The sequence below is a fragment of the Clostridium senegalense JC122 genome, assembly GCF_000285575.1.
Taxonomy (GTDB): Bacteria; Bacillota; Clostridia; order Clostridiales; family Clostridiaceae; genus Clostridium_J; species Clostridium_J senegalense.
This window is the reverse complement of sequence record NZ_HE611053.1, coordinates 364,654-388,635: the sequence shown is the minus strand read 5'-3', so window position 1 is coordinate 388,635 and position 23,982 is coordinate 364,654. Positions and strand designations below refer to the sequence as shown.

At 24.7% G+C, this 23,982-nt stretch carries 25 protein-coding genes, 1 tRNA gene and 2 riboswitches; of the genes, 23 read left to right on the top strand and 3 right to left on the bottom strand.

Features of this window, described 5'->3' with window-relative positions:
- The first annotated feature begins 53 nt into the window (after positions 1 to 53).
- The 5 genes from CSGHG_RS15860 to hydF all read left to right on the top strand — a co-directional run bounded on the left by CSGHG_RS15860 (position 54) and on the right by hydF (position 5,269).
- Positions 54 to 470, top strand: a complete 417-nt coding sequence (locus tag CSGHG_RS15860; RefSeq protein WP_010297452.1) for a hypothetical protein — start codon at positions 54 to 56, stop codon at positions 468 to 470.
- Positions 471 to 1,134: 664 nt separating this feature from the next.
- Positions 1,135 to 1,383 carry a TM1266 family iron-only hydrogenase system putative regulator gene (locus CSGHG_RS15855; RefSeq protein ID WP_010297449.1) on the top strand — a complete coding sequence of 83 codons (249 nt, stop codon included), beginning with the start codon at positions 1,135 to 1,137 and terminating at the stop codon, positions 1,381 to 1,383.
- Positions 1,384 to 1,571: 188 nt separating this feature from the next.
- Positions 1,572 to 2,609 carry a [FeFe] hydrogenase H-cluster radical SAM maturase HydE gene (hydE, locus tag CSGHG_RS15850; protein ID WP_026022402.1) on the top strand — a complete coding sequence of 346 codons (1,038 nt, stop codon included), beginning with the start codon at positions 1,572 to 1,574 and terminating at the stop codon, positions 2,607 to 2,609.
- A gap of 86 nt (positions 2,610 to 2,695) precedes the next feature.
- Positions 2,696 to 4,072, top strand: coding sequence for a [FeFe] hydrogenase H-cluster radical SAM maturase HydG (hydG, locus tag CSGHG_RS15840; RefSeq protein WP_010297443.1), 1,377 nt, complete (start codon positions 2,696 to 2,698; stop codon positions 4,070 to 4,072).
- 12 nt (positions 4,073 to 4,084) lie between these two features.
- Complete coding sequence (gene hydF / locus CSGHG_RS15835; protein WP_010297440.1) at positions 4,085 to 5,269, top strand: [FeFe] hydrogenase H-cluster maturation GTPase HydF; 1,185 nt, start codon at positions 4,085 to 4,087, stop codon at positions 5,267 to 5,269.
- Between the two features lie 405 nt (positions 5,270 to 5,674).
- Here hydF and CSGHG_RS15830 read toward each other — a convergent pair whose 3' ends face one another.
- The gene (locus CSGHG_RS15830; RefSeq protein WP_010297437.1) at positions 5,675 to 6,148 is read right to left on the bottom strand and encodes a GNAT family N-acetyltransferase; all 474 of its coding nucleotides are present in this window, start codon (positions 6,146 to 6,148) and stop codon (positions 5,675 to 5,677) included.
- Positions 6,149 to 6,790: 642 nt separating this feature from the next.
- On the opposite strand from CSGHG_RS15830, the gene CSGHG_RS15825 reads away from it, so the two are divergent.
- From CSGHG_RS15825 to CSGHG_RS15770, 12 genes are all read left to right on the top strand, one after another.
- On the top strand, positions 6,791 to 7,543 hold the full coding sequence (locus CSGHG_RS15825) for an alpha/beta hydrolase family protein (RefSeq protein ID WP_010297434.1): 753 nt from the start codon (positions 6,791 to 6,793) through the stop codon (positions 7,541 to 7,543).
- 80 nt (positions 7,544 to 7,623) lie between these two features.
- Positions 7,624 to 8,109, top strand: a complete 486-nt coding sequence (locus CSGHG_RS15820; RefSeq protein ID WP_010297431.1) for a flavodoxin family protein — start codon at positions 7,624 to 7,626, stop codon at positions 8,107 to 8,109.
- Positions 8,110 to 8,383: 274 nt separating this feature from the next.
- Complete coding sequence (locus tag CSGHG_RS15815; protein ID WP_010297428.1) at positions 8,384 to 8,998, top strand: TetR/AcrR family transcriptional regulator; 615 nt, start codon at positions 8,384 to 8,386, stop codon at positions 8,996 to 8,998.
- Positions 8,999 to 9,015: 17 nt separating this feature from the next.
- The gene (locus CSGHG_RS15810; RefSeq protein WP_010297425.1) at positions 9,016 to 9,699 is read left to right on the top strand and encodes a DUF998 domain-containing protein; all 684 of its coding nucleotides are present in this window, start codon (positions 9,016 to 9,018) and stop codon (positions 9,697 to 9,699) included.
- A 128-nt stretch (positions 9,700 to 9,827) separates the two neighbouring features.
- Entirely contained in the window at positions 9,828 to 10,487 is a 660-nt protein-coding gene (locus CSGHG_RS15805; RefSeq protein ID WP_010297421.1) for a B3/B4 domain-containing protein, read from the top strand.
- 29 nt (positions 10,488 to 10,516) lie between these two features.
- A complete protein-coding gene (locus CSGHG_RS15800; RefSeq protein ID WP_026022401.1) occupies positions 10,517 to 10,696 on the top strand; it encodes a hypothetical protein in 180 nt (59 codons plus the stop codon).
- A gap of 242 nt (positions 10,697 to 10,938) precedes the next feature.
- On the top strand, positions 10,939 to 11,694 hold the full coding sequence (locus tag CSGHG_RS15795; protein WP_010297417.1) for a nitroreductase family protein: 756 nt from the start codon (positions 10,939 to 10,941) through the stop codon (positions 11,692 to 11,694).
- An 81-nt stretch (positions 11,695 to 11,775) separates the two neighbouring features.
- Positions 11,776 to 11,823: riboswitch (PreQ1 riboswitch) on the top strand.
- Between the two features lie 232 nt (positions 11,824 to 12,055).
- A complete protein-coding gene (locus CSGHG_RS15790; RefSeq protein WP_010297414.1) occupies positions 12,056 to 13,036 on the top strand; it encodes a nucleoside hydrolase in 981 nt (326 codons plus the stop codon).
- Between the two features lie 12 nt (positions 13,037 to 13,048).
- Entirely contained in the window at positions 13,049 to 13,597 is a 549-nt protein-coding gene (locus tag CSGHG_RS15785) for an ECF transporter S component (RefSeq protein ID WP_010297412.1), read from the top strand.
- Between the two features lie 262 nt (positions 13,598 to 13,859).
- Positions 13,860 to 14,438 carry a non-canonical purine NTP pyrophosphatase gene (locus CSGHG_RS15780; protein ID WP_010297410.1) on the top strand — a complete coding sequence of 193 codons (579 nt, stop codon included), beginning with the start codon at positions 13,860 to 13,862 and terminating at the stop codon, positions 14,436 to 14,438.
- Between the two features lie 499 nt (positions 14,439 to 14,937).
- On the top strand, positions 14,938 to 15,678 hold the full coding sequence (locus CSGHG_RS22150) for a SatD family protein (RefSeq protein WP_162130922.1): 741 nt from the start codon (positions 14,938 to 14,940) through the stop codon (positions 15,676 to 15,678).
- Positions 15,668 to 16,486, top strand: coding sequence for a DUF3307 domain-containing protein (locus tag CSGHG_RS15770; protein WP_010297404.1), 819 nt, complete (start codon positions 15,668 to 15,670; stop codon positions 16,484 to 16,486). The genes CSGHG_RS22150 and CSGHG_RS15770 overlap by 11 nt, the downstream gene beginning before the upstream one ends.
- 37 nt (positions 16,487 to 16,523) lie before the next feature.
- On the opposite strand, the gene CSGHG_RS15765 is transcribed toward CSGHG_RS15770, so the two are convergent.
- Complete coding sequence (locus CSGHG_RS15765) at positions 16,524 to 16,907, bottom strand: SatD family protein (RefSeq protein WP_010297402.1); 384 nt, start codon at positions 16,905 to 16,907, stop codon at positions 16,524 to 16,526.
- 580 nt (positions 16,908 to 17,487) lie between these two features.
- On the opposite strand from CSGHG_RS15765, the gene CSGHG_RS15760 reads away from it, so the two are divergent.
- The 6 genes from CSGHG_RS15760 (at position 17,488) to CSGHG_RS22145 (ending at position 22,814) form a co-directional block, all read left to right on the top strand.
- Entirely contained in the window at positions 17,488 to 18,171 is a 684-nt protein-coding gene (locus CSGHG_RS15760; protein WP_010297399.1) for a response regulator transcription factor, read from the top strand.
- 17 nt (positions 18,172 to 18,188) lie between these two features.
- On the top strand, positions 18,189 to 19,613 hold the full coding sequence (locus CSGHG_RS15755) for a HAMP domain-containing sensor histidine kinase (RefSeq protein ID WP_010297394.1): 1,425 nt from the start codon (positions 18,189 to 18,191) through the stop codon (positions 19,611 to 19,613).
- 170 nt (positions 19,614 to 19,783) lie between these two features.
- Entirely contained in the window at positions 19,784 to 21,154 is a 1,371-nt protein-coding gene (locus CSGHG_RS15750) for an MATE family efflux transporter (RefSeq protein ID WP_010297392.1), read from the top strand.
- 427 nt (positions 21,155 to 21,581) lie between these two features.
- Complete coding sequence (locus tag CSGHG_RS15745) at positions 21,582 to 22,187, top strand: hypothetical protein (RefSeq protein ID WP_010297388.1); 606 nt, start codon at positions 21,582 to 21,584, stop codon at positions 22,185 to 22,187.
- Between the two features lie 110 nt (positions 22,188 to 22,297).
- A tRNA-Asp gene (locus CSGHG_RS15740) sits at positions 22,298 to 22,374 on the top strand.
- A 53-nt stretch (positions 22,375 to 22,427) separates the two neighbouring features.
- Entirely contained in the window at positions 22,428 to 22,814 is a 387-nt protein-coding gene (locus tag CSGHG_RS22145; RefSeq protein ID WP_010297385.1) for a YbgA family protein, read from the top strand.
- Between the two features lie 175 nt (positions 22,815 to 22,989).
- On the opposite strand, the gene CSGHG_RS24435 is transcribed toward CSGHG_RS22145, so the two are convergent.
- Positions 22,990 to 23,247 carry a hypothetical protein gene (locus CSGHG_RS24435; protein ID WP_010297381.1) on the bottom strand — a complete coding sequence of 86 codons (258 nt, stop codon included), beginning with the start codon at positions 23,245 to 23,247 and terminating at the stop codon, positions 22,990 to 22,992.
- A gap of 585 nt (positions 23,248 to 23,832) precedes the next feature.
- A riboswitch (NiCo riboswitch) is annotated at positions 23,833 to 23,924 on the top strand.
- The last annotated feature ends 58 nt before the right edge of the window (positions 23,925 to 23,982 follow it).

Here is a 23,982-nt window from a genome sequence, read left to right as displayed (position 1 = left end):
GTCTTATATAAAAGATAAAAACAAACTTAAAATATAATTTTAGGAGGAAATATATGTACGTAGTTTTAGGAAATGAAGCTGTAGATAGCAAAGAATTTAAAAATAAAATTGAAAGTGAAACAGATTTTAAGGTTGTAAAAGACATGTGTAAGGGGTCAAAAAGAGAAGATATATTAGCATATAATTTAAGTGTTAGCATAGATATATTAAATGAGATGATAATAGAAGCAGGTTTTAATCCAAAAGAATTAAGTGAAGATGAATTATTTGATGAGTATCTTACAGTAGCTGAGGATTTGGCTTTAGATTTAGAAGAATTAGTAGGTGAAGATTCAGTTTTAGATATAAAAGCTTATAAATGGGACCCATCAAGTAATGATATTAAATTAGTATTAGTTATAGCAGACTATGAACTTCCAGAGGTGAAAGTAAATGATGTAGTTCGTAGACTTTTAAAACAAGTGGAATAAGGCATATAAAAGAAAGAATAAGTAAAAGAGTTGATTATGACCTAATTTGTATTGACAAATCTTTCTAAATAGCAGTATTATATAGTTGTATTTATTATTCATTTAAATAAAGAGAATTCTTTATTTTTTTGTTTAAATATATTTAATTGTATTATAAAATTCTAATGTAATAAGTAGAGTTTCAATTTTTTATACTTTATAAAATGATGTCTGACAGAAAAGAGAAAATCTAATCTGAAAGAGAAGTAATGATATAAATATAGAATGTATAAAATCATTTGTTAATGGTTTTATAAGAATACATATTGCTTAAAAATATATAGTTTTTAATTTAAAACTATATAAAAATTGAGCAATTTATTTGTAGCTCCATTATAATATAATAGATTTAAAATCATATTATATGGGGTGTATATAAGGTGTATATTTATATGACTAGTTTTCTTTTAGAAGACTAGTCTTTTTGAGTTTTGTTTTAATATATTAGGCATATTAAAAATAGAAATAAAAAATTCGAAACATATTTGTTACAAGATAAGAAGATGGAACTAGATTATAGTGTGGCTATATCTAGATTTTATCCATGAAGTATTCGTAACAAATAAGTAAGAATGCTGACTTATTATTTATTTGATTATGTCTTAAATTTATGGAGGAATTATATATGAAAAAAATAGCTGTTATAAGTGCAATACTTGAAGAGCCAATTAGTTGTCAAAATGAGTTTAATGAAGTTATCACAAAATTTAGAGGAAGTATAAAAGGTAGGATGGGTATACCTTTTGAAGAGGGAATTTCAGTTATATCTATAGTTGTTACAGGTGAGTTGAATGAGATAAATAGTCTTACTGGTAAGCTTGGAAATATAGAAGGAGTTACCGTCAAGACGTCAATTTCTAAAGTTGAAATATAAGGCATAATCAAATAAATAATAGGCCATTATTCTCCACTATTTGCCACGAATACTTCGTCGGTAAAATCCAGACATAGCAGCACTATGCCTAGATTTCATCTCATTGTCTCATGACAAATATGCTTCAAATCTTTGGTCTATTATTTCTTTTCACATGCCTAATTAAATTTTATGGAGGAAACATGGCTATAAAAAAACTTTTAGACAAATTATATAGTACTAATAATTTAAATGAAGAGGAACTTTTATATTTACTAAACAATTTAGATGAAGAAGGGATTAACTATCTTATAGAACTAGCTCATAAAACAGCTATACACAATTATAATAACAGTGTGTACATAAGAGGACTTATAGAATTTACTAATTACTGCAGTAGAAACTGTATATATTGTGGAATAAGGGCATGTAATAAAAATGCTCAGAGATATAGGTTAACTAAAGATGAGATTTTAGAGTGTGTAGAAAAAGGAGATAAATTAGGATATAAAACCTTTGTATTACAAGGTGGAGAAGATCCATATTTTACTGATGAGAAAATAATAGATATTGTTCAGAGTATAAAAAAGAAGTGTCCAGATTGTGCTGTAACTTTATCTATTGGAGAAAGAAGTTATAAGTCATATAAAGATATAAAAAAAGCAGGTGTAGATAGATATTTGTTAAGACATGAAACTGCTAATAAAAATCTTTATGAAAGTCTTCATCCTAATAGTAGTTTTGAAAATAGAGTACAATGTTTGTTGAATTTAAAAGAACTTGGATACCAAATTGGTGCTGGATTTATGGTAGGAATACCAGGTCAAACTAATGAAGATTTAGTTAAAGATTTATTATTTATAAAAAAACTTACACCACATATGTGTGGAATAGGGCCATTTATTCCTCATAAAGACACCATATTTAAAGATGAAAAAAGTGGAACCACTAAAAAAACAATAATAATGTTAGCCTTGACAAGGCTGTTAGTTCCAAAAGTTTTATTACCAGCAACTACAGCGTTAGGAACAATAGATTCAAATGGTAGAGAAAAAGGTATAAAAGCAGGAGCTAATGTAGTTATGCCAAATTTATCACCTAATAAGGTGCGAGAAAAATATGCACTTTATAATGGTAAAGTATCAAGTGGTGATGAAGCTGCAGAATGTAAAAAAGAGATAGAGGATAGAATAAATTCTATTGGATTTAAAGTTGAAATATCAAGAGGCGATAGTAAGGTATTATAATATAACTGTACTAAATTGCTAATTATAATTTTAATAACAAGAAATAAAGTTAAAAATAATAAGTTTATTGATAATGGAGGATTTTTATGTTTATAAAACATGATTATATAGAAAGTATTTTAGAAAAGGCTAAAAGTGCATCAAAGGAAGATATACAAAGGGTTTTAGATAAAGCTAAAGAACGTAAAGGATTAAGTCATGAAGATATAGCAATATTACTTCAAATTGAAGATGAAAATCAATTAATGGAAATGTATAAAATTGCAGGAGATATAAAACAATCTATTTATGGAAAAAGAGTAGTTCTTTTTGCACCTCTTTATGTTAGTGATTATTGCGTAAACAACTGTGTTTATTGTGGATATAAAAGATGTAATAAATTTAATAGAAGAAAGTTAACTCAAGCAGAAGTTGCTGAGGAAGTTAGAATTTTAGAAAAAATGGGTCATAAAAGATTGGCATTAGAACTTGGAGAAGATCCAGTGAATGCACCAATTGAGTATGTGTTTGAATGTTTAGATACAATATATAAAACTCAAAATAGTAATGGAGAGATAAGAAGAGTTAATGTAAATATAGCAGCAACTACTGTAGAAAATTATAAAAAGTTAAAAGATGCCAATATAGGAACATATATATTATTTCAAGAAACTTATCATAAACCAAGTTATGAGGCAATGCATCCAAACTCATTAAAATCTGATTATATGTATCACTTAACAGCTTTTGATAGAGCTATGGAAGCAGGAATAGAGGATGTTGGCGCTGGTGTATTATTTGGACTTGCTGATTATAAATTTGAAGTATTATCACTTATGATTCATAATGAACATTTAGAAGAAAAATTCAATGTAGGGTTCCATACAATTTCTGTTCCAAGACTTAAAAAAGCTGAAGGTATGACTTTAGAAAACTTTCCTAATTTAGTAGATGATGAAACCTTCAAAAAAATAGTTACTATAATAAGAATAGCTGTACCTTTTACAGGAATAATTCTTTCTACTAGAGAAAGTGCTAATATGAGAAAAGAACTTTTAAAATATGGGGTATCACAAGTTAGTGCAGGCTCTATAACTGGTGTTGGTGGATACAAAGAGCAAGAGGATGGTAACAATGTAGATCAGTTTACTGTTTCAGATAATAGAAGTCCTATAGAAGTTTTAAATGAATTATTAGATGACGGTTATATTCCAAGCTATTGCACTGCTTGCTATAGAAAGGGAAGAACTGGGGAAAGGTTTATGAGTCTTGCCAAATCAGGACAAATTCAAAATGTATGTGAGCCTAATGCCATGACTACATTAATGGAATATGCATTAGATTATGGTGATGATAAGTTTATTGAAAAAGCAGAAAAAACTATAATAGATAACTTAAAATATATAAAAAGAGAAGATATAAGAGAACTTGTAAAAGAAAATATTAAAAAATTAAAAGAAGGAAAAAGAGATCTTTATATCTAAAGAGAGGTTTATATGAATACTACACCAAATAGTAATAGAAAACATATAGCTATATATGGAAAAGCTAATGCAGGTAAATCCTCATTAATGAATAGATTTTTCAACTCAAAGGTTGCTTTAGTATCAGAAACAAAAGGAACAACCACAGACCCTGTATTAAAACCTATGGAGTTAATTCCTGTAGGACCTGTAGTTTTTATTGATACTGCAGGTATTGATGATATAAGTGAACTTGGAAAATTAAGAGTAAATAAAACTTTAGAAATATTAAAAAGAACAGATATTGCTATATATGTTATGGATGTAAATGATATAGATTTAACCTATTATGACAAAATGAAAAGTGAGTTTAAAAGATTTAATATACCACACATATTAGTGTTTAATAAAATAGATATTATAAGTGAAGAAAATTTATTTTTATTAAAAGATAAGTTTAAAGAAGCTGTATTTATATCAAGTGAAACTAAAGAAGGCTACAATAATTTAATTGATGTTTTAATAAAAAAAGTAGGAGAAACTGAAGAAGATTTGCCTATAATTGGGGATTTACTTCCTTATAATAGTAAGGTTATTCTTGTAGTACCAATTGATAGTGAAGCACCAAAAGGAAGACTTATATTACCTCAAGTTCAGTGTATAAGAGATTGTTTAGATAATGGCATAAAAAGTTATGTGGTAAGAGATACAGAACTTGAATCCGCCCTTAAAGATGTTAAGGACGTTGACTTAGTGATTACTGATTCTCAAGCTTTTAAAAAAGTTGATAAAATTGTTCCAAAGAATATTAATTTAACGAGCTTTTCAATGCTTTTTGCAAGACAAAAGGGTGATTTAAAAGAGTTTTTATATGGGGCAAATAAAGTTGAGGATTTAAATGAGAATTCTAAAATACTTATTTGTGAAAGTTGTTCACACAATGTTTCTCATGAGGATATAGGAAGAGTAAAAATTCCTAAATTTCTTAATAAACATGTTGGGTTTAACTTAACTTATGAGTATAGAGTAGGTCATGATTTTCCAGAGGATATAGAAAAATATGATTTAATTATACATTGTGGTGCGTGTATGATTAATAGAAAAACAGTGTTAAATAGAGTTAGATTATGTAAGGAAAAAAATGTACCGATAACTAATTATGGGGTTTTAATAGCCTATTTAAATGGAATATTAGATAGAGCTAAAAGTATATTTTAAAAGAATAAATAAAAATAAAAGCTATATAAAAACAAGGATACTGTTTTTATATAGCTTTTAAATTTGTATAATATTTTATAGATAGTTAACAGCTTATTTTAGTTAACTATAGTGCTACTTATTTTTATCAACTGATAACAAAGATTTGATGAATAAACTTTATATAGGATTCCAAGTTGATTTTAAAAATTATCCATTCCAAAACTTGGATAACTAAAATAGTGAGACATGCTCCGAATCACATAGAATTCAACACTGCATCTCGTATATAAATAATTTAAAGTTATTGAATAAATTTAAATTGGAGCTTGTTTCTTATAACATATGTTAAATATATTTTATATGTAATAATTTAATGTTAAATAAAAAGGATAAAAATAAGTATTAAATGAAAGTACGCATAAATTATAGCATCATAGAAACAAAAAAGTAATCATCTATTAATTCTATTTTTGAACCTTTATTTATCCAAATTTTTCTAGATGGTATATTATCTTTTTTTATTTTAGAAGATAAGTGTTTTATTCCTTTTGATTTTGCATAATTTAAAATTTGAGAAAAAGCTTCAGTTGTATATCCTTTCTTCCAATATTTACTGCTAATCCAATAACCAATTTCAGCTTTTTTAAGTTTTATATTTTGATGACTTAAAGAGATTGTTCCAATGGCAATTTCTTTATATAAAATGGCAAATATCTCTGCATTATTAACTTTGGACCAGTGATTGTTATAGATAATAAATTCATTATGAGATATATTGCTTTTTTTTGCACCTAAAGAATCCTGTAATTTATTATCTGTATTTAATATTTTAACAAGTTCATTTGCAAAAGTATTATTAATTTTTGCAAGAGTAATATTATTTGTATTATTAACCACAATAAAGACCTACCTTTTATCATTTACCATACTAAACTTTATTATAAAAATTAGTAATAGGTATATCTATAGTATATACCTATATAGAAATATATGCCAGAATATGCATTATTATAAAGATTTTTGTTTATACATTTAGATAAAAGGTTTTCAAATAATGCTATAGAATATAAGTAATGGAACTGTTTTAAAGGAGATTATAATAATGAATAGAAATAAAAAATATTTAATGGTATAATTTTATTTACTATATATTTTCTATCAATAGTATATAAATATAATCATGATGTTAAACTTGAAAAATATATTTCTAAATTTAACGAGGTAAAAATAGTATATTCACAAGGATTTAAAAAGAAAGATTATAAAATAACTAATACATTAGAGGTAACTAAGTTTTATAATTATTTGTGCAAACAGAAGGTAAATAGAAGCTTTTGGAAAGGCGTTGATGGAGATATAAAAAATATCATATAAGTTTTAAAATTGACAAAGATAAAATTAATGAATTAGTTATTTTTGAAAATGGTAAAATATTAATTAATCATATTGAATATGATTTAAATAAAGATATTTTTAATAATGTAGAATTTCAAAATATAGTTTCAGGGAAAGAAATATAGAGATAAAAGAGGAAAATTTATGATAAAAGTAGAGTTTGAAAATTCCAGAGGATTAAATTTAGTAGGAAATCTTTATTCAGTAGATAGTGATTTAATCATAATTTTTTCCCATGGATGGATATCTAATAAAGATTCTAAAGGAAGGTTTCCGCTTTTAGCAAAAGCACTTAATAATTGTGGCTATGATATTTTAACTTTTGATTTTAGTGGATGTGGGGAAAGTGATAATGATATATGTACAACAGAAAAAAGAATAGATGATTTAAAAAGTGCAATAAAATTTATAAAGTCTAAAGGATATAAGAAAATTGCACTTTATGGACATAGTTTTGGAAGTTATATAAGTTTATTAAGTTATAATAAGGATATTAGTGCTATTGCTTTAAGTGGAGCATTAACAGATAGTATGAACTATAATTGGGAAGAATACTTAGATGAAAATCAACTTAATGATTTAAATAATAAAGGCTATTTTATTGAAAATGTTAATGAAATTCAAAGAAAATCTGTAGTTGTAGATAATAGTATGTTATTAGATTTTGAAAGAATAAATCAAGAAAAATTACTTGAAAATATAACTTGTCCAGTTATTATAATTCATGGGGATAATGATGATGAAGAAGTTCAATTGTGTAAAAGGTCTAAAAATGCAATGAATTACTTAAAAAATAGTGATATTGTAGTTATCCATGGAGAAAATCATAGTTTTATTAATCATTATGACAAATTAGTAGAAATTATTACAAAATGGGTTTTAAAACATTTTAAATAAAATAGAAAAGTATAGTGTTTAAACCCCAAGTATTAGCCTATAATTTAGTATTATATACTAGGAAGAGAAGGTGTGTATTAATGAAAAGTTTAGTAGTGTTTTTTTCATTAGAAAATAATACAAAAACAATAGCTAAGGCTATTAGTGATGAACTTGATTGTGAATTACTAGAGTTAAAATCCAAAAAACAATATCCTACTTCAGGATTTAAAAAATTCTTGTGGGGTGGTAAAAGTGTTTTGTTTAAAGAAAAACCAGAGCTTTTACCGTTGGATGTAGACCTTGATAAATATGATAATATACTTATTGGAACGCCTATTTGGGTAGGAACTTTCTCACCGCCAATAAAAACTTTTATAGAAACTAATGAAATAGAAAATAAAAATATAGCAGTATTTGTATGTCATGGTGGTGGCGGTATATCAAAATGTTATAAGGATTTAGAAAAACAATTACCAAACAATAAATTTAAAGGATATGTAGAGTTTTTAGAACCTTTAAAAAAGGATACAGGTGAATCTATTAGTAAAGCAAAAAAATGGGCAAAATCATTAGATTTAAAATAGAATTTTAAATTTAAAACTAACTTAATATAATTATTAGATGAATTTTTTTATTATATAGTTTAAAAGGGGTATCCAAGTTTTGGAATGAATAAATTTAAAGGGTCAACTTTGAACCCTATAATCATATTAAAATGAAATTAAAATTTTAATATGATTTTTTTTATTTCTATATTAAGTACTATAAAGAAACACATTGTATTTACTAGTGAATGTTAGTATAATGTTTAAGAAAACGAACAAGTGTTAGTTAAATGTTAAGAAAAGGTGATTAAAAATGGAAAATGAGAAATTAAGTACTAAAGAAAAAATTTTTGCAAAATCCATAGAATTATTTTCTAAAAAGGGATTTAATGGTGTATCCATACGACAAATAGCAAAAGGTGTAGGTATTAGAGAAAGTTCAATTTATAATCATTATAAAAGTAAAGATGAGATAATAGAATCTATATTTGAATATTTTGCTAAGTCTATTAAAGATTATAGGCCTTCTACCCCAGAACTAAATAGAATGATGGATTTTATGTTACCAGAGGAGTTGTTTAAGCATCTTGTAATAACCTATGGTAAGTTTTTAAATGGAAAGCTTGATAGTATAGCAATAATAATATATTCAGAGCAATTTAAAAATAAAAAAGCAAAGGAATTAATGGTTGAGACTATAATAAAAGAGCCTTCACGATTTATAAAAGAAATATTAGATATGATGATAAAAAAGAATTTAATCAAAAATATAGATACTTCACTTGTGGCAGATGAATATAATTATGCTTTAGTTGCAATAACTTTTGAATATGCGCATGCAATAAATGATGGGAAAGATACATCTCCAATAATAAAAAAAATGTTTAAGCATATAAGTTTTATCTGCGATTATTTAAAAGTGAAATAGGAAAAGAGGTTTTACAAATGAAAAAGATTTATCCTTTATTAGGGGTAATTGCATCAATTAGTTATATTATATATGTAATTGTAGGGGGAGTTTTAAGCGATGGTGAATATAGTCATCTTACTAATGCAATAAGTGAGTTACCATATTTTGTACCACAAGATAGTTTTATATGGTTGGGAAAATTAACAATAATCTATAGGTCATCTCTTGCTTTTTTTAGCATTATTGCTTTTATGGATTTTAAAAAATATAAGTCTACTATATGTAGAATAGCTTTTTTATTAGTATTATTTAATTCTCTAGTAGGTATGATGATGACTTTTATTTCTATGGATGTTAGAGAATCGCAAATAACATTTATTGGCATTAGATATGTTGTGGTAACAGGATTTTCTTTAATATTTAGTATATTACCTCCATTATTTATAGGGATAGGTGTTAAAAATATAGTTAAGTTTAGACATTTAACTATCTATTCAATGATATCAAGTTTAATTATATTTATCAGTGGATGTATTAGTGCTGTTGGCGCTGTCAATGAATATATATATTTTGGAGTTTTTGAAAGAATCACAATTGGTACATATATTATTTGGATTTTAGTTGTTTCAATGAACATATTATTTAGTAATATAGCTACAGCTAATTTAGAAAAGTATTTAAAAAAACAAGGTGGAATGTACATAGTTAAAAAAAGATAAGCATTCCTCTTTTTAATATTATATAAAAGTATATTTAATAATGAAATAAGTATAACTTATAATGGTAAATTATGATAATATAAAACTATATAGAGTTATATAGAATTATAGAAAAGGAGTTGCAAAGGATGAAGATTAGAATAGATGAAGAATTAAAGGAAAAATGCCCAAATTTAGTTTTAGGATGCATCATAGCAAATGTAAAAGTTACAGAGTATGACGAAAAATTATGGAAAGAAATAAATGAAGAGTGTTTAAAGTTTCAAGGGACAATGGAATTAAAGGACGTTTTGCAACTTGAAAATATAAAGGCATCTAGAGATGGGTACAAAAAATTAAAAAAAGATCCAAGTAAATATAGGGTTTCATCAGAGTCTTTGGTTAGAAGGTTAGTAAAGGGATTGGATCTTTATAAGGTTAATACTATAGTAGATATAAATAATTTAATATCCTTAAAAAGTCTTAATTCAGTTGGAACATATGATTTAGAAAAAATAGGTGAAGATATATGTTTTACAGTAGGAAAACCTGGCGAAACTTATGAGGGTATAGGAAGAGGCTCTATAAATTTAGAAAATATGCCAGTTTTCCAAGATGAAAAAGGTAAATTTGGAAGTGCTACTTCAGATTCCATAAGAGCTATGATAACAAAAGATACAAAATGCATATTAATGAATATAATTTCATTTAATGGTGAAAAAAATTTACAAGATTATATAAGTAATAGTATAGATTTTTTAAAAAAATATGCTTATGGGGAAATTTTAGAAGTAAAAGTTGTTAAATAACACTTAAATGTAATTATAGTGAGGATTTTATGAAAAATAAGAATGCTAATCATAAACATGATTATAATCTTAAGGAAATATTTTTAGATAAAAAAATACACGTAAGAAACTCAAAAGGTGATTATTATTTATATTATAGTATATTTGAATGTAGAATTTGTAATAAGATAAAAAAAGGATATTTTTTAAAGTTGTTTATGTCAAAATAGCTTTAAAGTTATTCATTTATCAAATGAGAAAACTCAAATTAATATTTTATCAATAACTAACATATTATTTTAATTAAGGGTTAATAGTGAACAGTTGTGGGGTTTTTCTCAACTGATAACAAAAATTTGATGTATAAATTTAAGTTATAGAGTGCATACCTATAGTTATTTTATAAATTTGAATGAAAAAAACTAAACTGCAATATATTAAGAAAGATAAATTAAATTTGGAAGGTGTTTACATGGAACTAAAAACTCAGTGGTATAAAAGCATTGATAAAAGAACATCAAGAAGAACTTATATAGATAAAGACTTAAATTTAGATTATTTAAACAAAATTTCAAGTCTTATAGATAAAATTAATAAAGAATCATCTTTGAATATTCAGCTTATAAAAGATGGAGAAAAGCCTTTTAAAGGAATAAAGAAATCTTATGGAATGATAAGTGGGGTAAAATCTTTTATTGCACTTGTTGGAGAAGAAAATATTATTAATGTTGAAAGTAAAATAGGATATTTTGGAGAAGCTCTAGTTTTAGAATGTACTTCTTTAGGAATAGGTACTTGTTGGATTGGTGGAACCTATGATAAAAAGGAGGTTGAAAATAAAATAGATATAAAAGAAAATGAAAAACTTTATTGTGTAATTTCAATAGGATATGTAAAAGAAGAGAAAGGAATAAAAGAGAAATTATTATCATCTTTTAGTAAAAATAGGAAATCTTCAAATGAAATTTTAAGTTGCAATGAAAAAGAAGTTCCTAATTGGGTTAAAAATGGTATAGAAGCGGTAAGAAAAGCACCATCTGCTATAAATAAACAGCCTTGGAAATATGAATATTCCAAAGGAATTATAAAAGCATTTATAGATGGGCAAAAACATGGGTATGAAAAAATAGATCTTGGAATATCTATGCTACACTTTCAGTTAGGGGCTAAAAACAGTGGATATGTAGGTAATTGGGAATATATAAACAATATAAATATATTTAAATAGAGAAATATATGCACTTGAATTTTATAAATATTTATTATATACTTCAAATAGAATAAATTGAATATGTTTATAGTGATAACTATAAAAGAGGTTCGTTTTGACCATCCCTCTATAAAAAACTAGGCAAACTTATAAAAGTAATTAAAATTTATATTTTTTGTTAAATTAAGTTTTAGTTATATAATATATGTACTTAGATTGTGAAGGTCACCCTAATTTAGGTGTGGCTTTATATTTTTTTGCTATATTATATATTTTATAGTTTAGTTTTTTTAGAGTAGGAGAATCCTGCTCTTTTTTTATTACCATAAGATATTTTATAAGTAAATTATATTTAATACCTAAAGAAAGGAAAAATAAAATGAATAAAAGAAAAGTGATAATAGATTGTGATCCAGGAATAGATGATACTTTAGCAATAATGGTTGCACTTTCAAGTAAAGAGTTAGATGTTAAAGCTCTTACTATAGTATCTGGCAATGTTCATGTAAATAAAGGTTTTAAGAATGCACTTCAAGCACTTAAAATAATGGGACGATTAGATATACCTATATACATAGGCGATGGAAAACCATTTAAAAGAGAACTTGTTGTAGCAGAGGATACCCATGGAGTAGATGGAATTGGTGAAAACTTTTTTGAAGATATAAATGAAGGTATAGTAAAAAAAGATGCTGTGAATTATATAATAGATATATTAAATAAAGAAAAAGACATATCAATAATAGCATTAGGACCACTTACAAATCTTGCTGAAGTATTAAAAAAAAGTCCTAATACCTTTAATAAAATAGTTGAAATTGTATCTATGGGGGGAACTTTTAAAAGTCATGGTAACTGTTCACCAGTAGCAGAATTTAATTATTGGGTAGATCCACATAGTGTTAAATATATTATGAAAAACTCACAAGTACCTTTTCATATGGTAGGTCTTGATGTAACAAGAGAATGTGTTTTGACTCCGAATTATATAGAACTTTTGAATCAGCTTAATGATAAAAAAGCAGATTTTATTGTTAAGATAACAAGATTTTACGTTGATTTTCATTGGAAACAAGAAAAAATATTAGGTTGTGTAATAAATGATCCTTTAGCAGTTTTATATTTTATCAATAGGTCTTTATGTAAAGGATTTTCAGCATATATGGATGTTGTGACTGAAGGGATAGCTATAGGTCAAACCGTAATTGATAGTGAAAATTTTTATAAATTAAAAGCTAATTGTAATATTTTAACAAGTGTAGATTCTAATATGTTTATGAAAGAATTTTTAACTAGAATTTTACCACATAAAAAAAGTGAAATAAATTTAATTTTAAATAATGAAAAATATAGTGGTTAGGAGTTAAAAAATATGGATAAATCAGATACATTTAAAATAGCTATAATTGGTGTAGCAATAGCTCTTAATATAGCAGGAGCATTTGTAGCATTTAATTTGAAACTTCCAATATATCTAGATTCTATAGGAACTGTATTTATAAGTTTTATATTAGGGCCTTATTTTGGTATAATAACTGGGTTTTTTAGTAGTGTAGTTAGTGGGTTAACTTTTGATATATATTCTTTGTGGTTTTCTCCAGTTCAAATATTTACAGGGTTAATATTAGGAGTTATGTTTAAAAAGAAGTTCCTAGAAGGATGGAAAATTCTTTTCTCAGTATTTTTTGCTACTATATTTATAAGTAGCATAGGTGCGATTTTAACAGCTTTTATATTTGGAGGTTTTACTTCTTCAGGGTCTAGTTATATAATAGCATTACTTAGAAAACTAGGATTAGGTAGTATTTTAAGTGTTTTTTTAGTTCAATTTATTACAGATTATTTTGATAAACTAATTGCAGTATTATTTGTAAATAAGGTTGTGAAATTATTAAAATATAATAAAAAAATAGTGTTATAAGTTGAAATAAAAATTTTAATAGTATAACTTAAATAGTAACTTTATATTTTTATATTTTCTTTTTGTATTAAATATTAGAATAAAATTTATTTTTTTACTTATTTAATCTATTAATAAGTGTATTTTTAGTGTATAATTACTAAAAATATATATATTTTAACATTTAATTACATGGTACGACATATAAAATGTAGTTGTAATAGTATATATGTTATAATATTTTAAATATGATAATATTTTTTATGTGAGGAGGATATAGGGGATGATGAAAGAAATTATTTTTGTAACAACTAATAAAGGCAAGATTGCTTCAGCACAAAGAGAATTAAAAAACATTGAAGTGTTACCATATAATGCAGAACTTATAGAACCTAGAGGTGACGATATAAAAGAAATTGCAAAACAAAAGGTTTTACAAGCGTATAAAATTGTAAAAAAGCCTTGTATAGCACTAGATTCTGGTTTTTTTGTAGAAGCGTTAAATGGATTCCCTAAAGCTTATGTAAATCATATGCTAGAAACTATAGGTATAGAAGGACTTTTAAAATTAATGGACAAGGTGGAAAATAGAAAGTGTACTTTTAAATCTTGTCTTGCATATTACGATGGTGAGAATATGGAATTTTTTGAAAGTAATGACCATGGAACTTTAGCTCATAGCATAAGAGAAAATGAAAATAATGAAAAGTGGTCAAATCTTTGGTATATATTTAAACCGAAAGGATTTTTAAAGACTTTAGCTGAATTTGATGAAGAAGACTTCTTAAGATATGATACTAACTCGAAAGATGATACTTGTATAAAAAAATTCGGAAATTGGTATGATACATATTGTAAATAAATTAATACATAATAAATATAAAGTGGAAGTATACTATTTTTAAAGAGTATTTTCCACTTTATATTTGTTATTAGTTTAATTTTTTCTTTTTATATGGAAAGTTTTATATAAATATGGAATATGGGCAATAATAGATATAGTCTTTTAATATATAAAGGAGTATTTAAATATAAATAGAATTTATATAAATATAAATATTTTTAAATGGTATTCTGAGTTTAAAATTATAAGTTAGAAGTTTTAATTTTAAAAAGGACTATAAAAGACTATTATTATGAGAAAATTTAAGAATAGAGAAGGGAGGAGCTGCTACAATTAGAACCTTCAAGTTATCATAAAAATAATTAGATATTTGCAACCAAGATTAATATAGAATTTAAAAGCTAGGGAGTGTTTTATAATAAACTTATCCGTAAAGAAATAGAAATAATCTCTATATAGGTGTATTTATCTAGATTTTAAGTAGCAGAACGCTTTAAGTATGTATAGTGTAATAAATATGGACATTGTAAGCTCTAGAAAAATAAAAGATAGGGCTAATTTTCAAGAGGAACTAAAAATATATTTAAAAACTTTGAGTAAAAAATATTCTAAAATATTAGTTGCACCAATAACATTTACATTAGGTGATGAATGGCAAATTGTTTCTAGCTCACCAGAGAAAAGTTATGATATTTTTAAAGAAATTCAAAGATATTTATTAAGAAAAAATATACAAGTATACTGTGGCATAGGGATAGGTCAAATATCAACTAATCTTTCAAAGGACACTAGAGAGATGGATGGAGAAGTTTTTATAAATGGTAGAGAAGCTATAAATATAGCTAAAAAAACTAAAGGGTTTTATGGTCAGAATATTAAGTCAAAGCATAATAGAGTATTTTTCAAAGGTGTAGATTTACCAATTGATTTATATAATAAATTTATTTTAGATGAAATAGCTGTTACTTCTGAATATGATGATAATATAACTTTAAATCAAGTTATAAATTCAATTATTGAAAATAATGAAACTATAGAAAGTAAGTTTACAGAAAAGCAAAGAGAATTAATAGATTTGTATGAAAAACATGGATCATACAATAATATGATTTCTACAGATGGTAATTTGTCTAAATCTAACATATCTCAAAGATTAAATTCTTGTAGTTATTTTTTGACTGTACATAATACAAGAATCATAAGGTTATTATTAACAACATATATAAAAATAATTGAAAGGAGTAGTAATGTATTTTAGTTTATTTTTAGTTTATTTAATTTCACATATTACTTTTGATTTTATTTTTCAACATAATAATATACTAAAATTAAGATTCCCAAAAGATAATTCAATTAAATCTATATTAAAAGGTAATTTTATTCATAGCTTTTTTCATTTTTTAGGTATGAATTTATTTCTTTTGGGGTTTTATTTAGCAAATGGACAACCATTAGAAATTTTAAATAGATGTATACTTATTATTACTATATTTCATTTTATTATAGATTGTTTAAAGTCAGGTTTAATATTAAAGAAATCATGGTTGAAAGAGGATGTAATAATTTTTTTATTAGATCAGTTTTTGCATTTATTGGTCATCGTTAATGTTTTTATTTTATGTGAAGACATGAATTTTAAAGAAGGATTAATAAAATTATTAAATTATAGGACAAGTTTTACATCTATGGATAGATTTTTAGCTATTGTTTTAATAATATTAATTTGTACAAATGTAACAGGAATATTTATTAAAGTGCTAATAAGAAGCTTAACAAGTAAAAAATATATAAAGGCAAGAAAAAATAACATATATATACCTATAAAAAATGATAATACAGGTGCTGAAAATGGTGGACTTATAATTGGAATATTAGAAAGATCCTTTATATTACTGATAATGGCCATAAACCAGGCCCCTCTAATAGGATTTGTATTAGCTACTAAATCTATAGCAAGGTTTAAAAAACTTGAAGATGAAAGCTTTGCAGAATATTTTATTATTGGGACTTTTATAAGTTTTATAATAGCAATGATAGGTGGAAAATTTATATACACTTTATTATAAGAAATACCAATAACAATTAGAATGTTATTGGTATTTCTTAGTCTTGTATAACCACTAATGAGCATTGATTTCTTTTAGCGTATTTAATAGCTTTTCTTGCTAAATAAAAGGAAGGGCCGTCAAGCTGATTTACAGTAAGTTCAAAGTTATGAATTGTTATTTCACCTATTCCAATGCCTGTATAAAATTTTACATTTGAAGGTAGTTTACTTTTAAAAAAATCTAATATTTCTAAGTAAGGAGAATTTTCTTTTAAAAGTCCTTGCCATTCATCACCTAATGTTATTATAAAAGGAGCAACTATATAATCTTTAAATAAGGTGTTACATTCTTTTAATACATCAATAAGATATAACTGAAAGTCATGTCTATTTTCTAATAGTCTTGAATTTTTTATATCACATATAATTGTAACAAACATTATTAATCCTCCTAAATTTCAACATAAAGAGTATTAAGTTTACTCTATATAGTAAACTTATATAAGGTTAACTATATTTTTTAGAGTAAATATAGTTAAATAAAATTATATAAGATGTAATGTTAAATTCTAAGTTATTCAGAGCATGTCTCACTATTTTGGGTATCCAAGTTTAGAAATAAATAATTTTAAAAGTCAACTTGTTTCTCATATATAGGGATGCAATATATAACTTAAATTTATACATCAAATTTTTGTTATCAGTTAAGAAAAATCCCACAACTATTCACTCTTAACTCTTAACTAAAATAACCTGTAGTTATTGATAAAATATTAATTTGCGTTTTCTCATTTTATAAATGAATAAGTTTAAAATTTAATTTGGAATTTTATATCTCACTCTCTGTTATTATAATATGTAGAAAAAGTAAATCTGAAACAGTATTTTTATAAAATAAATATTATAATTAAACATTTATTTTAGTAGTTCAAGTTGGAGATGCTATAAAAAGTTGTAGAAATATAGTTTTTTATGATAATATTTACTAAAAGATATTAGTTGTTTTCAGGGGGAATTAAGATGAATGAAAAGGTTTTAGTTGTTGATGATGAAGAAGAAATACTTTCTTTAATTTCTGATGCTTTATCTGATGATGGCTATTTAGTATTTACTGCAAAGGATTGTGATGAAGCTTTAGAAAAACTTAAAATTAATCCAGATATAATATTATTAGATGTTATGATGCCAGGAAAAAATGGCTTTGAGTTTTGCACTGAAATAAGAGATGCAATTTCCTGTCCAATTATATTTATAACTGCTAAAATAAATGAAGCTGATTTATTAAAGGGTCTAGCTATAGGTGGAGATGATTATATTACAAAACCTTTTAGTATAAGAGGGCTTAAAGCTAGAATAGGAGCACATATAAGGCGAGATAAAAGAAATTTTTCTATGGAGAATAAGAAATATATTATTTTTAATGATTTAAAAATTGATTTAAAAGGAAGAAAAGTTCTTTTAAAAGATGAGGAAGTTATTTTAACTAAAAGAGAATTTGATATAATTGAACTTCTAGCATTAAATAACGGACAAGTTTTTTCAAAAGAACAAATATATGAAAAAATTTGGGGATATGATGCAGAAGGCGATTCTTCAACAGTAGCTGAGCATATAAAGAAAATACGTTTTAAATTTAATAAGCATAATATCTCTAATAAATATATTTCTACTGTATGGGGTGTAGGATATAAGTGGGAGAATTAAGGGAGTAAGGTGAACAAATGCTTAAAAAATATTCTATAAAAAAGCAATTTATATCAACATTTTTTTTGGCTTTAATATTTAGCTTAATAAGTTTTGTTATATTGTTTTTAATATTTATGTATATATTAAATAGTAATATGTTATATCCAGCAAACTATTATGAAAGACAAATCCCAAAAATTGAAGATTATATAATGAAGTGTGGGAATAATATATTAAATGAAAATGAAAAAGGAAATCTTGAAAATATAATACCTACTGAAGGTATAAAATATAAAGTTTATAATCTAAAAAATAAAAGTAGTTATGGTAATTTACAAATTAAAGATGAAGATAATAATTCTATTTTAAAGAAATTAAACACAGTAGATATAAATGCTTTTAATAATGTAACAAAAGTAGTTCCAATAATAAGTAATAATGGAACATTAGGAGGTGTAGTTTATTTAAATTATAATTTAAAAGCTACCATTAATCCTCATAAAAAGTTAATAGGAACAGTATTAGGTGTTATTACTTTACTTAGTCCATTTATATTTATAATAATATATAGTATTATATTTGGTAGAAAATTAAGTAAAAACTTAAATGAACCTTTTAAACAGTTAATTGAAGCCTCAAATAAAATACAAGTTCAAGATTTAAATTTTAAACTAAATTATCCCTATGACAATGAAATAGGTAAACTTATGAAAAGTTTTGAATCAATGAGAGTTGAGTTGGATAAAACTTTAACTAAACAATGGGAAACAGAAAAGGAAAAAACAGATATGATTAATGCATTATCTCATGATTTAAGAACACCACTTACAGTTATCAAAGGTCATGTTGAGCTTTTGCAAGATGGTTCATATAAGAATGAAGAGAGGCTATTAAGATATCTAAACTCTATGGAAAATTCAGTTAATAGAGCAGTTTTATTGGTAGAAGATTTAAATTTATTATCCAAACTAGAAAATCCTGATTTTACATTACAAGTAGAACAAATTAATGTAAAAAGTTTTCTTGAAGATAAAATTGAGGAATATCTACCATTTTCAAATAAGAAAAATATAAAATTAAGTTTAAATGAAATAAATATAGATGCAAATACTACATTTTATTTAGATAAATTGAGAATTTCTCAAGTTTTAGATAATATAATTACAAATGGTTTAAGATTTTCTCCGGAAGGTGGAAAAATTCAAATTGATGTGGAATATGAAAAAGAAAACTTATTTTTTAAAATTTGTGATAGTGGAGAAGGGTTTAATGAAGAAGATTTAAAAAATATTTTTACTAAATTTTATAGAGGGGACAAATCAAGAAGAAAATCTACAGGAAATTCAGGTTTAGGACTATATATTTCTAAAAGTTTAGTTGAAAAGCACAATGGAAACATTAAAGCTTATAATAGTGAAGAGCGTGGAGCTATCATAGAGTTTTTTATAAAAAATCCTTAAAATAAGAGTCTATTAATTAGGCTCTTATTTAAATTTTTTGAAAATATTTAAAAGTTTTAGTTTTTAAAATTTTTTCTTGTATATGGAATTAGGTTTTAATATTGTATATACTAAACAAGGTTTGTTAATTAAACTTAAAAACTAATAATACTAGTTTGGAGAATAAATTTATGGAAGAAAGAAAATTAAAAGAAAAACTTATAAAGATTACATGGCCTATTTTTATAGAGAGTATATTATTTTCATTACTTGGAGGAACTGATATTTTTATGCTGGGAAGGTACTCAGATAATGCAGTTGCGGCAGTTGGTGTAGCAAATCAACTTATGTTTATGGTGAATTTAACCTTTGCAATAATAACCGCTGGTACGTCAATTTTAGTGTCTCAATATATTGGTCATAATAAAGAGTATAAAAAAGGTAATGAAAATATAATTAAAGTAAGTATAGTATCAATAGTGTTTAATCTTATTATTGGAATAATAATAAGTATTTTAATGGTTATGGGAGGAACTGTTTTATTAAAAGCTCTAAATACAGCTGATGAGCTTTTAATTTATGGAAACAGTTATGTGAGTTTTGTTGGTGGTTTTGTGTTCATACAGGCACTTTCAATGACTTTTACTGCAATCTTAAGACCACACGGACTTACTAAGATTTGTATGATAGTAACATTTATAATGAATATAATTAATATTACTTTAAATTACATATTAATATTCGGAAACTTTAATTTACCAGCATTAGGTGTTAAAGGCGCAGCCATTTCAACAACTTTAAGTAAAATTATTGGTACTATAATCTTAGGAATAGTTGTTTATAAAAAAGTATTGAAAGATTTTAAATTAAGCCTATTTAAAAAATTTCCAATGGAGGATTTTAAAAATATATTGATAATAGGAATTCCAGCAGCTGGTGAGGAAATATCCTATAGTCTTTCACAGTTAGTTGTTACAGGTTTTATTAATTTGATTAGTATAAATTCTATGGCAACTAAAAGCTACATAGCTAATATTGCAAGTTTTGCTTATTTATTTTCAGCATCATTGGCACAAGGGTGTAGTATACTTGTTGGACAATTAGTAGGAGAAGAAGAAACGGAGTTAGCATATAAATTATGTTTAAAATGTTTAAAAAAAGCAATGATTGTTACAACAACGGTTAGTTTTATATTTCTTTTACTTGGAAAACATATACTTGGAATATTTACATCAAATGAAGAAATAATAGCTCTTGGATTTATAGTTCTAATTGTAGATTTAATATTAGAACCAGGAAGAACTATAAATTTAGTTGGTATTACATCTTTAAGAGCTACAGGTGATGTTAAATTTCCTGTATGTATAGGTATTTTTTCAATGTGGACCTTTGGAGTTGGACTTGCATACATACTAGGAATAAAATTGGGTCTTGGACTTGTTGGAATGTGGATAGCATTTGCAATAGATGAATGGTTTAGAGGAATATTGGTTTATAATAGATGGAAGAAAAGAAAATGGCTTGGGAAATCTTTTGTATCAAAGACTAAGACAGCATCATAAATATATTTATAAAAATCAATAGGTATTGTTTTGAAATTTAAAATAATGATATTTTATAGGAAATATCTCTAAAAATAGTATTAATATTATTTTTTAGGGATATTTTTAGTTTATACAGCAATTATATATTATATTTTTTTATATAAAAGGAAAACATATAAGTAAATAATTATAGAATTTCAAATTTTCATATATTAAGTTAACCTTTAAATTTGTATATGTATAGGGTTCCAAGTTGACTTTTAAAATTATTCATTCCAAAACTTGGATACCTAAAACAGTGAGACATGCTCCGAATCACTTAAAATTCAAAACTGTATCTTATGTGAAAATATTTTAAAATTATTGAATAAATTTAAATGTGAGCTTGTTTCCCTATATATCTAATTATTTAAAAATCATAATATTTGAAAGGAATAAATTTTAAATGAGTAATAAAAATAATAAATGGACTATTGGAATAGCAGTAATACTTGAAATATTTTTATTAGGTACTATTATTTTAAATGTTATATTTAAACAATGGAGTGGGTTGAATTTTTTAATATTGGCTATTGTGTGCATTACATTTCCATTTATAATTACTAGCATTGCTAATAAAAAAAATATAATATTACCTTATAATTTTCAATTAATATCTTTAGTGTTTATTGTACTTACAATATATTTTGGAGAGTTTAGAAAATTTTATATGAGGTTTTGGTGGTGGGATTTATTTATTCACTTTATATTTGGTAGTTATGCAGTTCTTATAGCATTAAAATTAAATCAAGGAATTATTACAAACACAAAGGAAACAACTAAAAAACGGTTTCTTATTTTTAAATTAGTTATTGCATTTAATTTTTCAATTTCATTAGGTACTATGTGGGAAGTGTTTGAATTTGTAGGAGACTATTTATTTAAAACTAATATGGTAAAGGGTGGAATTGAAGACACTGCAACAGATTTAATTGTAAAAATTATAGCAGCTTTTATTACTTCTATATTATGTTATTACCATGAAGCAAAATCTATAAATAGTGAAAATTAATATATATTAACTCAATGTAATAATAATATTTTACAATCTTTCCAAAAAGTATTGACAATTATAAAATATTCATGTAATATAATGTATGTAATCAGTAAACATTGCGATATGGCCTAGTGGCTCAGTTGGTTAGAGTACCGGCCTGTCACGCCGGGGGTCGAGGGTTCGAGTCCCTTCTAGGTCGCCAAATTTGTTTACTGGTTATTTTTTTATTTAAATATATGAAATGGGGTGTTTTAGTTGACAATAAAGGAAGATAGAAAAAACATAGATATTCTTTGGTCCAAATATAAATATGTTGTAATGGAACGATCTTATAAAGAGTATAAAGAAATAAGTAAAGATATAGGTTTGAACAATTATACACATAAGGAATTTAATGAAAAGATAAACATAGTAATAAAAGAAACACCTATGAAAAGTCAAGTAATAAATACAGTTCATCATATATGGGGATATTTTAAAAAAGTTGCTACTGAAGAAGAAAAAACATGCCTTTTTGAAATGATAAAGGAATTTGAAGAAAATAGAAAAGACTTAACAGAAATAAAAAAACTTTTAAAGGAATATGCAATAAAATATGAATCAAAATATTTATTGAATAGTTATTATTTTGATTATAATTAAATTTTGTAGTATATAATAAAAAACCAATTAGATAATTTTATAACCTAATTGGTTTTTATTTTCTATAATAGTATTAATAATTTTTTCTTTAATATATTCATTTTTATAAACAGTATCAAGAGAAAATCTACATTTTTTGCTATTGCCATAAAAGTTAAATTTTCATTTGATTTTATTATTTTTCAACGGCTCTATCAATTTTACAATCTATAACTCTTATTTCTTTATAGTATTTCATTCTTTCTAATACATATGTCCTAAGTTGAGGGTATTTATTTATAACAAAAGGAGTAATCTTTACCTTCTTTACAACCAAAGCAAAACTTAACCTTTGGTTATTATTTAAAATTTCTTTTATTGCATTATTTATATCGATTTTATATTCCTCAATATCTTTATAGGATGATGCATTACAATTTAAACAATTCTCCACCGCGATTCTCCTTATTCGACAAATTCTATTAACTTAATAATATACTATTATTAAACTATTGTAAATCCTTACATTAATATAGATTATATAGGATTCCAAGTTGACTTTTAAAATTATCTATTACAAAACTTGGATACCTAAAATAGTGAGACATGCTCCGAATCATTTAGAATTCAATGCTGAATCTTGTACGAAAATATTTTAAGGTTATTGAATAAATTTAAATAGGAGCTTATTTCCCTATAGTACCTTAAATTTAATAAAAAATTTTGAGTAAAAAATTTTAGATATATATACGTAGAAAACTTTAAATTACTTAAAAAATACAATTAGTTTACATAATTTAAATTAAGTATATAAAAATAAATGTAAACTAAAATCAAAATTGAAAACTAATATAACCAAAGAATAAATCACTAGAGAAATGGTTAATTTATTTATATAGAATATAAAATTATATTTGAATCTATACATTGTAAATTAGAGATTATTTTATTAAAAAAATAAAATTTTTGTTAAGTTGTAGAAACTATTTTGTTTATCACATATAATAATATGTAATCTCTTTGCACTGCATATAAATCTACAGTACAAACTGATCAGGCCGATGAATTATTTTGTTTATGGAGCCGGGCCTTAATTGGCAACAGGATTATAAAAACACCTGTGGGACAGTTTATTGTTCTACAGGTGTTTTTTGTCTACCTTTAGAACAATAAAACAAATAAGATCTTT

Bases quoted from the DNA above. Each gene is read 5' to 3' on its own strand.
- CSGHG_RS15860 (WP_010297452.1), top strand. From the start codon at position 54: ATGTACGTAGTTTTAGGAAATGAAGCTGTAGATAGCAAAGAATTTAAA.
- CSGHG_RS15855 (WP_010297449.1), top strand. From the start codon at position 1,135: ATGAAAAAAATAGCTGTTATAAGTGCAATACTTGAAGAGCCAATTAGT.
- hydG (WP_010297443.1), top strand. From the start codon at position 2,696: ATGTTTATAAAACATGATTATATAGAAAGTATTTTAGAAAAGGCTAAA.
- hydF (WP_010297440.1), top strand. From the start codon at position 4,085: ATGAATACTACACCAAATAGTAATAGAAAACATATAGCTATATATGGA.
- CSGHG_RS15825 (WP_010297434.1), top strand. From the start codon at position 6,791: ATGATAAAAGTAGAGTTTGAAAATTCCAGAGGATTAAATTTAGTAGGA.
- CSGHG_RS15820 (WP_010297431.1), top strand. From the start codon at position 7,624: ATGAAAAGTTTAGTAGTGTTTTTTTCATTAGAAAATAATACAAAAACA.
- CSGHG_RS15815 (WP_010297428.1), top strand. From the start codon at position 8,384: ATGGAAAATGAGAAATTAAGTACTAAAGAAAAAATTTTTGCAAAATCC.
- CSGHG_RS15810 (WP_010297425.1), top strand. From the start codon at position 9,016: ATGAAAAAGATTTATCCTTTATTAGGGGTAATTGCATCAATTAGTTAT.
- CSGHG_RS15805 (WP_010297421.1), top strand. From the start codon at position 9,828: ATGAAGATTAGAATAGATGAAGAATTAAAGGAAAAATGCCCAAATTTA.
- CSGHG_RS15800 (WP_026022401.1), top strand. From the start codon at position 10,517: ATGAAAAATAAGAATGCTAATCATAAACATGATTATAATCTTAAGGAA.
- CSGHG_RS15795 (WP_010297417.1), top strand. From the start codon at position 10,939: ATGGAACTAAAAACTCAGTGGTATAAAAGCATTGATAAAAGAACATCA.
- CSGHG_RS15790 (WP_010297414.1), top strand. From the start codon at position 12,056: ATGAATAAAAGAAAAGTGATAATAGATTGTGATCCAGGAATAGATGAT.
- CSGHG_RS15785 (WP_010297412.1), top strand. From the start codon at position 13,049: ATGGATAAATCAGATACATTTAAAATAGCTATAATTGGTGTAGCAATA.
- CSGHG_RS15780 (WP_010297410.1), top strand. From the start codon at position 13,860: ATGATGAAAGAAATTATTTTTGTAACAACTAATAAAGGCAAGATTGCT.
- CSGHG_RS22150 (WP_162130922.1), top strand. From the start codon at position 14,938: ATGGACATTGTAAGCTCTAGAAAAATAAAAGATAGGGCTAATTTTCAA.
- CSGHG_RS15770 (WP_010297404.1), top strand. From the start codon at position 15,668: ATGTATTTTAGTTTATTTTTAGTTTATTTAATTTCACATATTACTTTT.
- CSGHG_RS15765 (WP_010297402.1), bottom strand. From the start codon at position 16,907: ATGTTTGTTACAATTATATGTGATATAAAAAATTCAAGACTATTAGAA.
- CSGHG_RS15760 (WP_010297399.1), top strand. From the start codon at position 17,488: ATGAATGAAAAGGTTTTAGTTGTTGATGATGAAGAAGAAATACTTTCT.
- CSGHG_RS15755 (WP_010297394.1), top strand. From the start codon at position 18,189: ATGCTTAAAAAATATTCTATAAAAAAGCAATTTATATCAACATTTTTT.
- CSGHG_RS15750 (WP_010297392.1), top strand. From the start codon at position 19,784: ATGGAAGAAAGAAAATTAAAAGAAAAACTTATAAAGATTACATGGCCT.
- CSGHG_RS15745 (WP_010297388.1), top strand. From the start codon at position 21,582: ATGAGTAATAAAAATAATAAATGGACTATTGGAATAGCAGTAATACTT.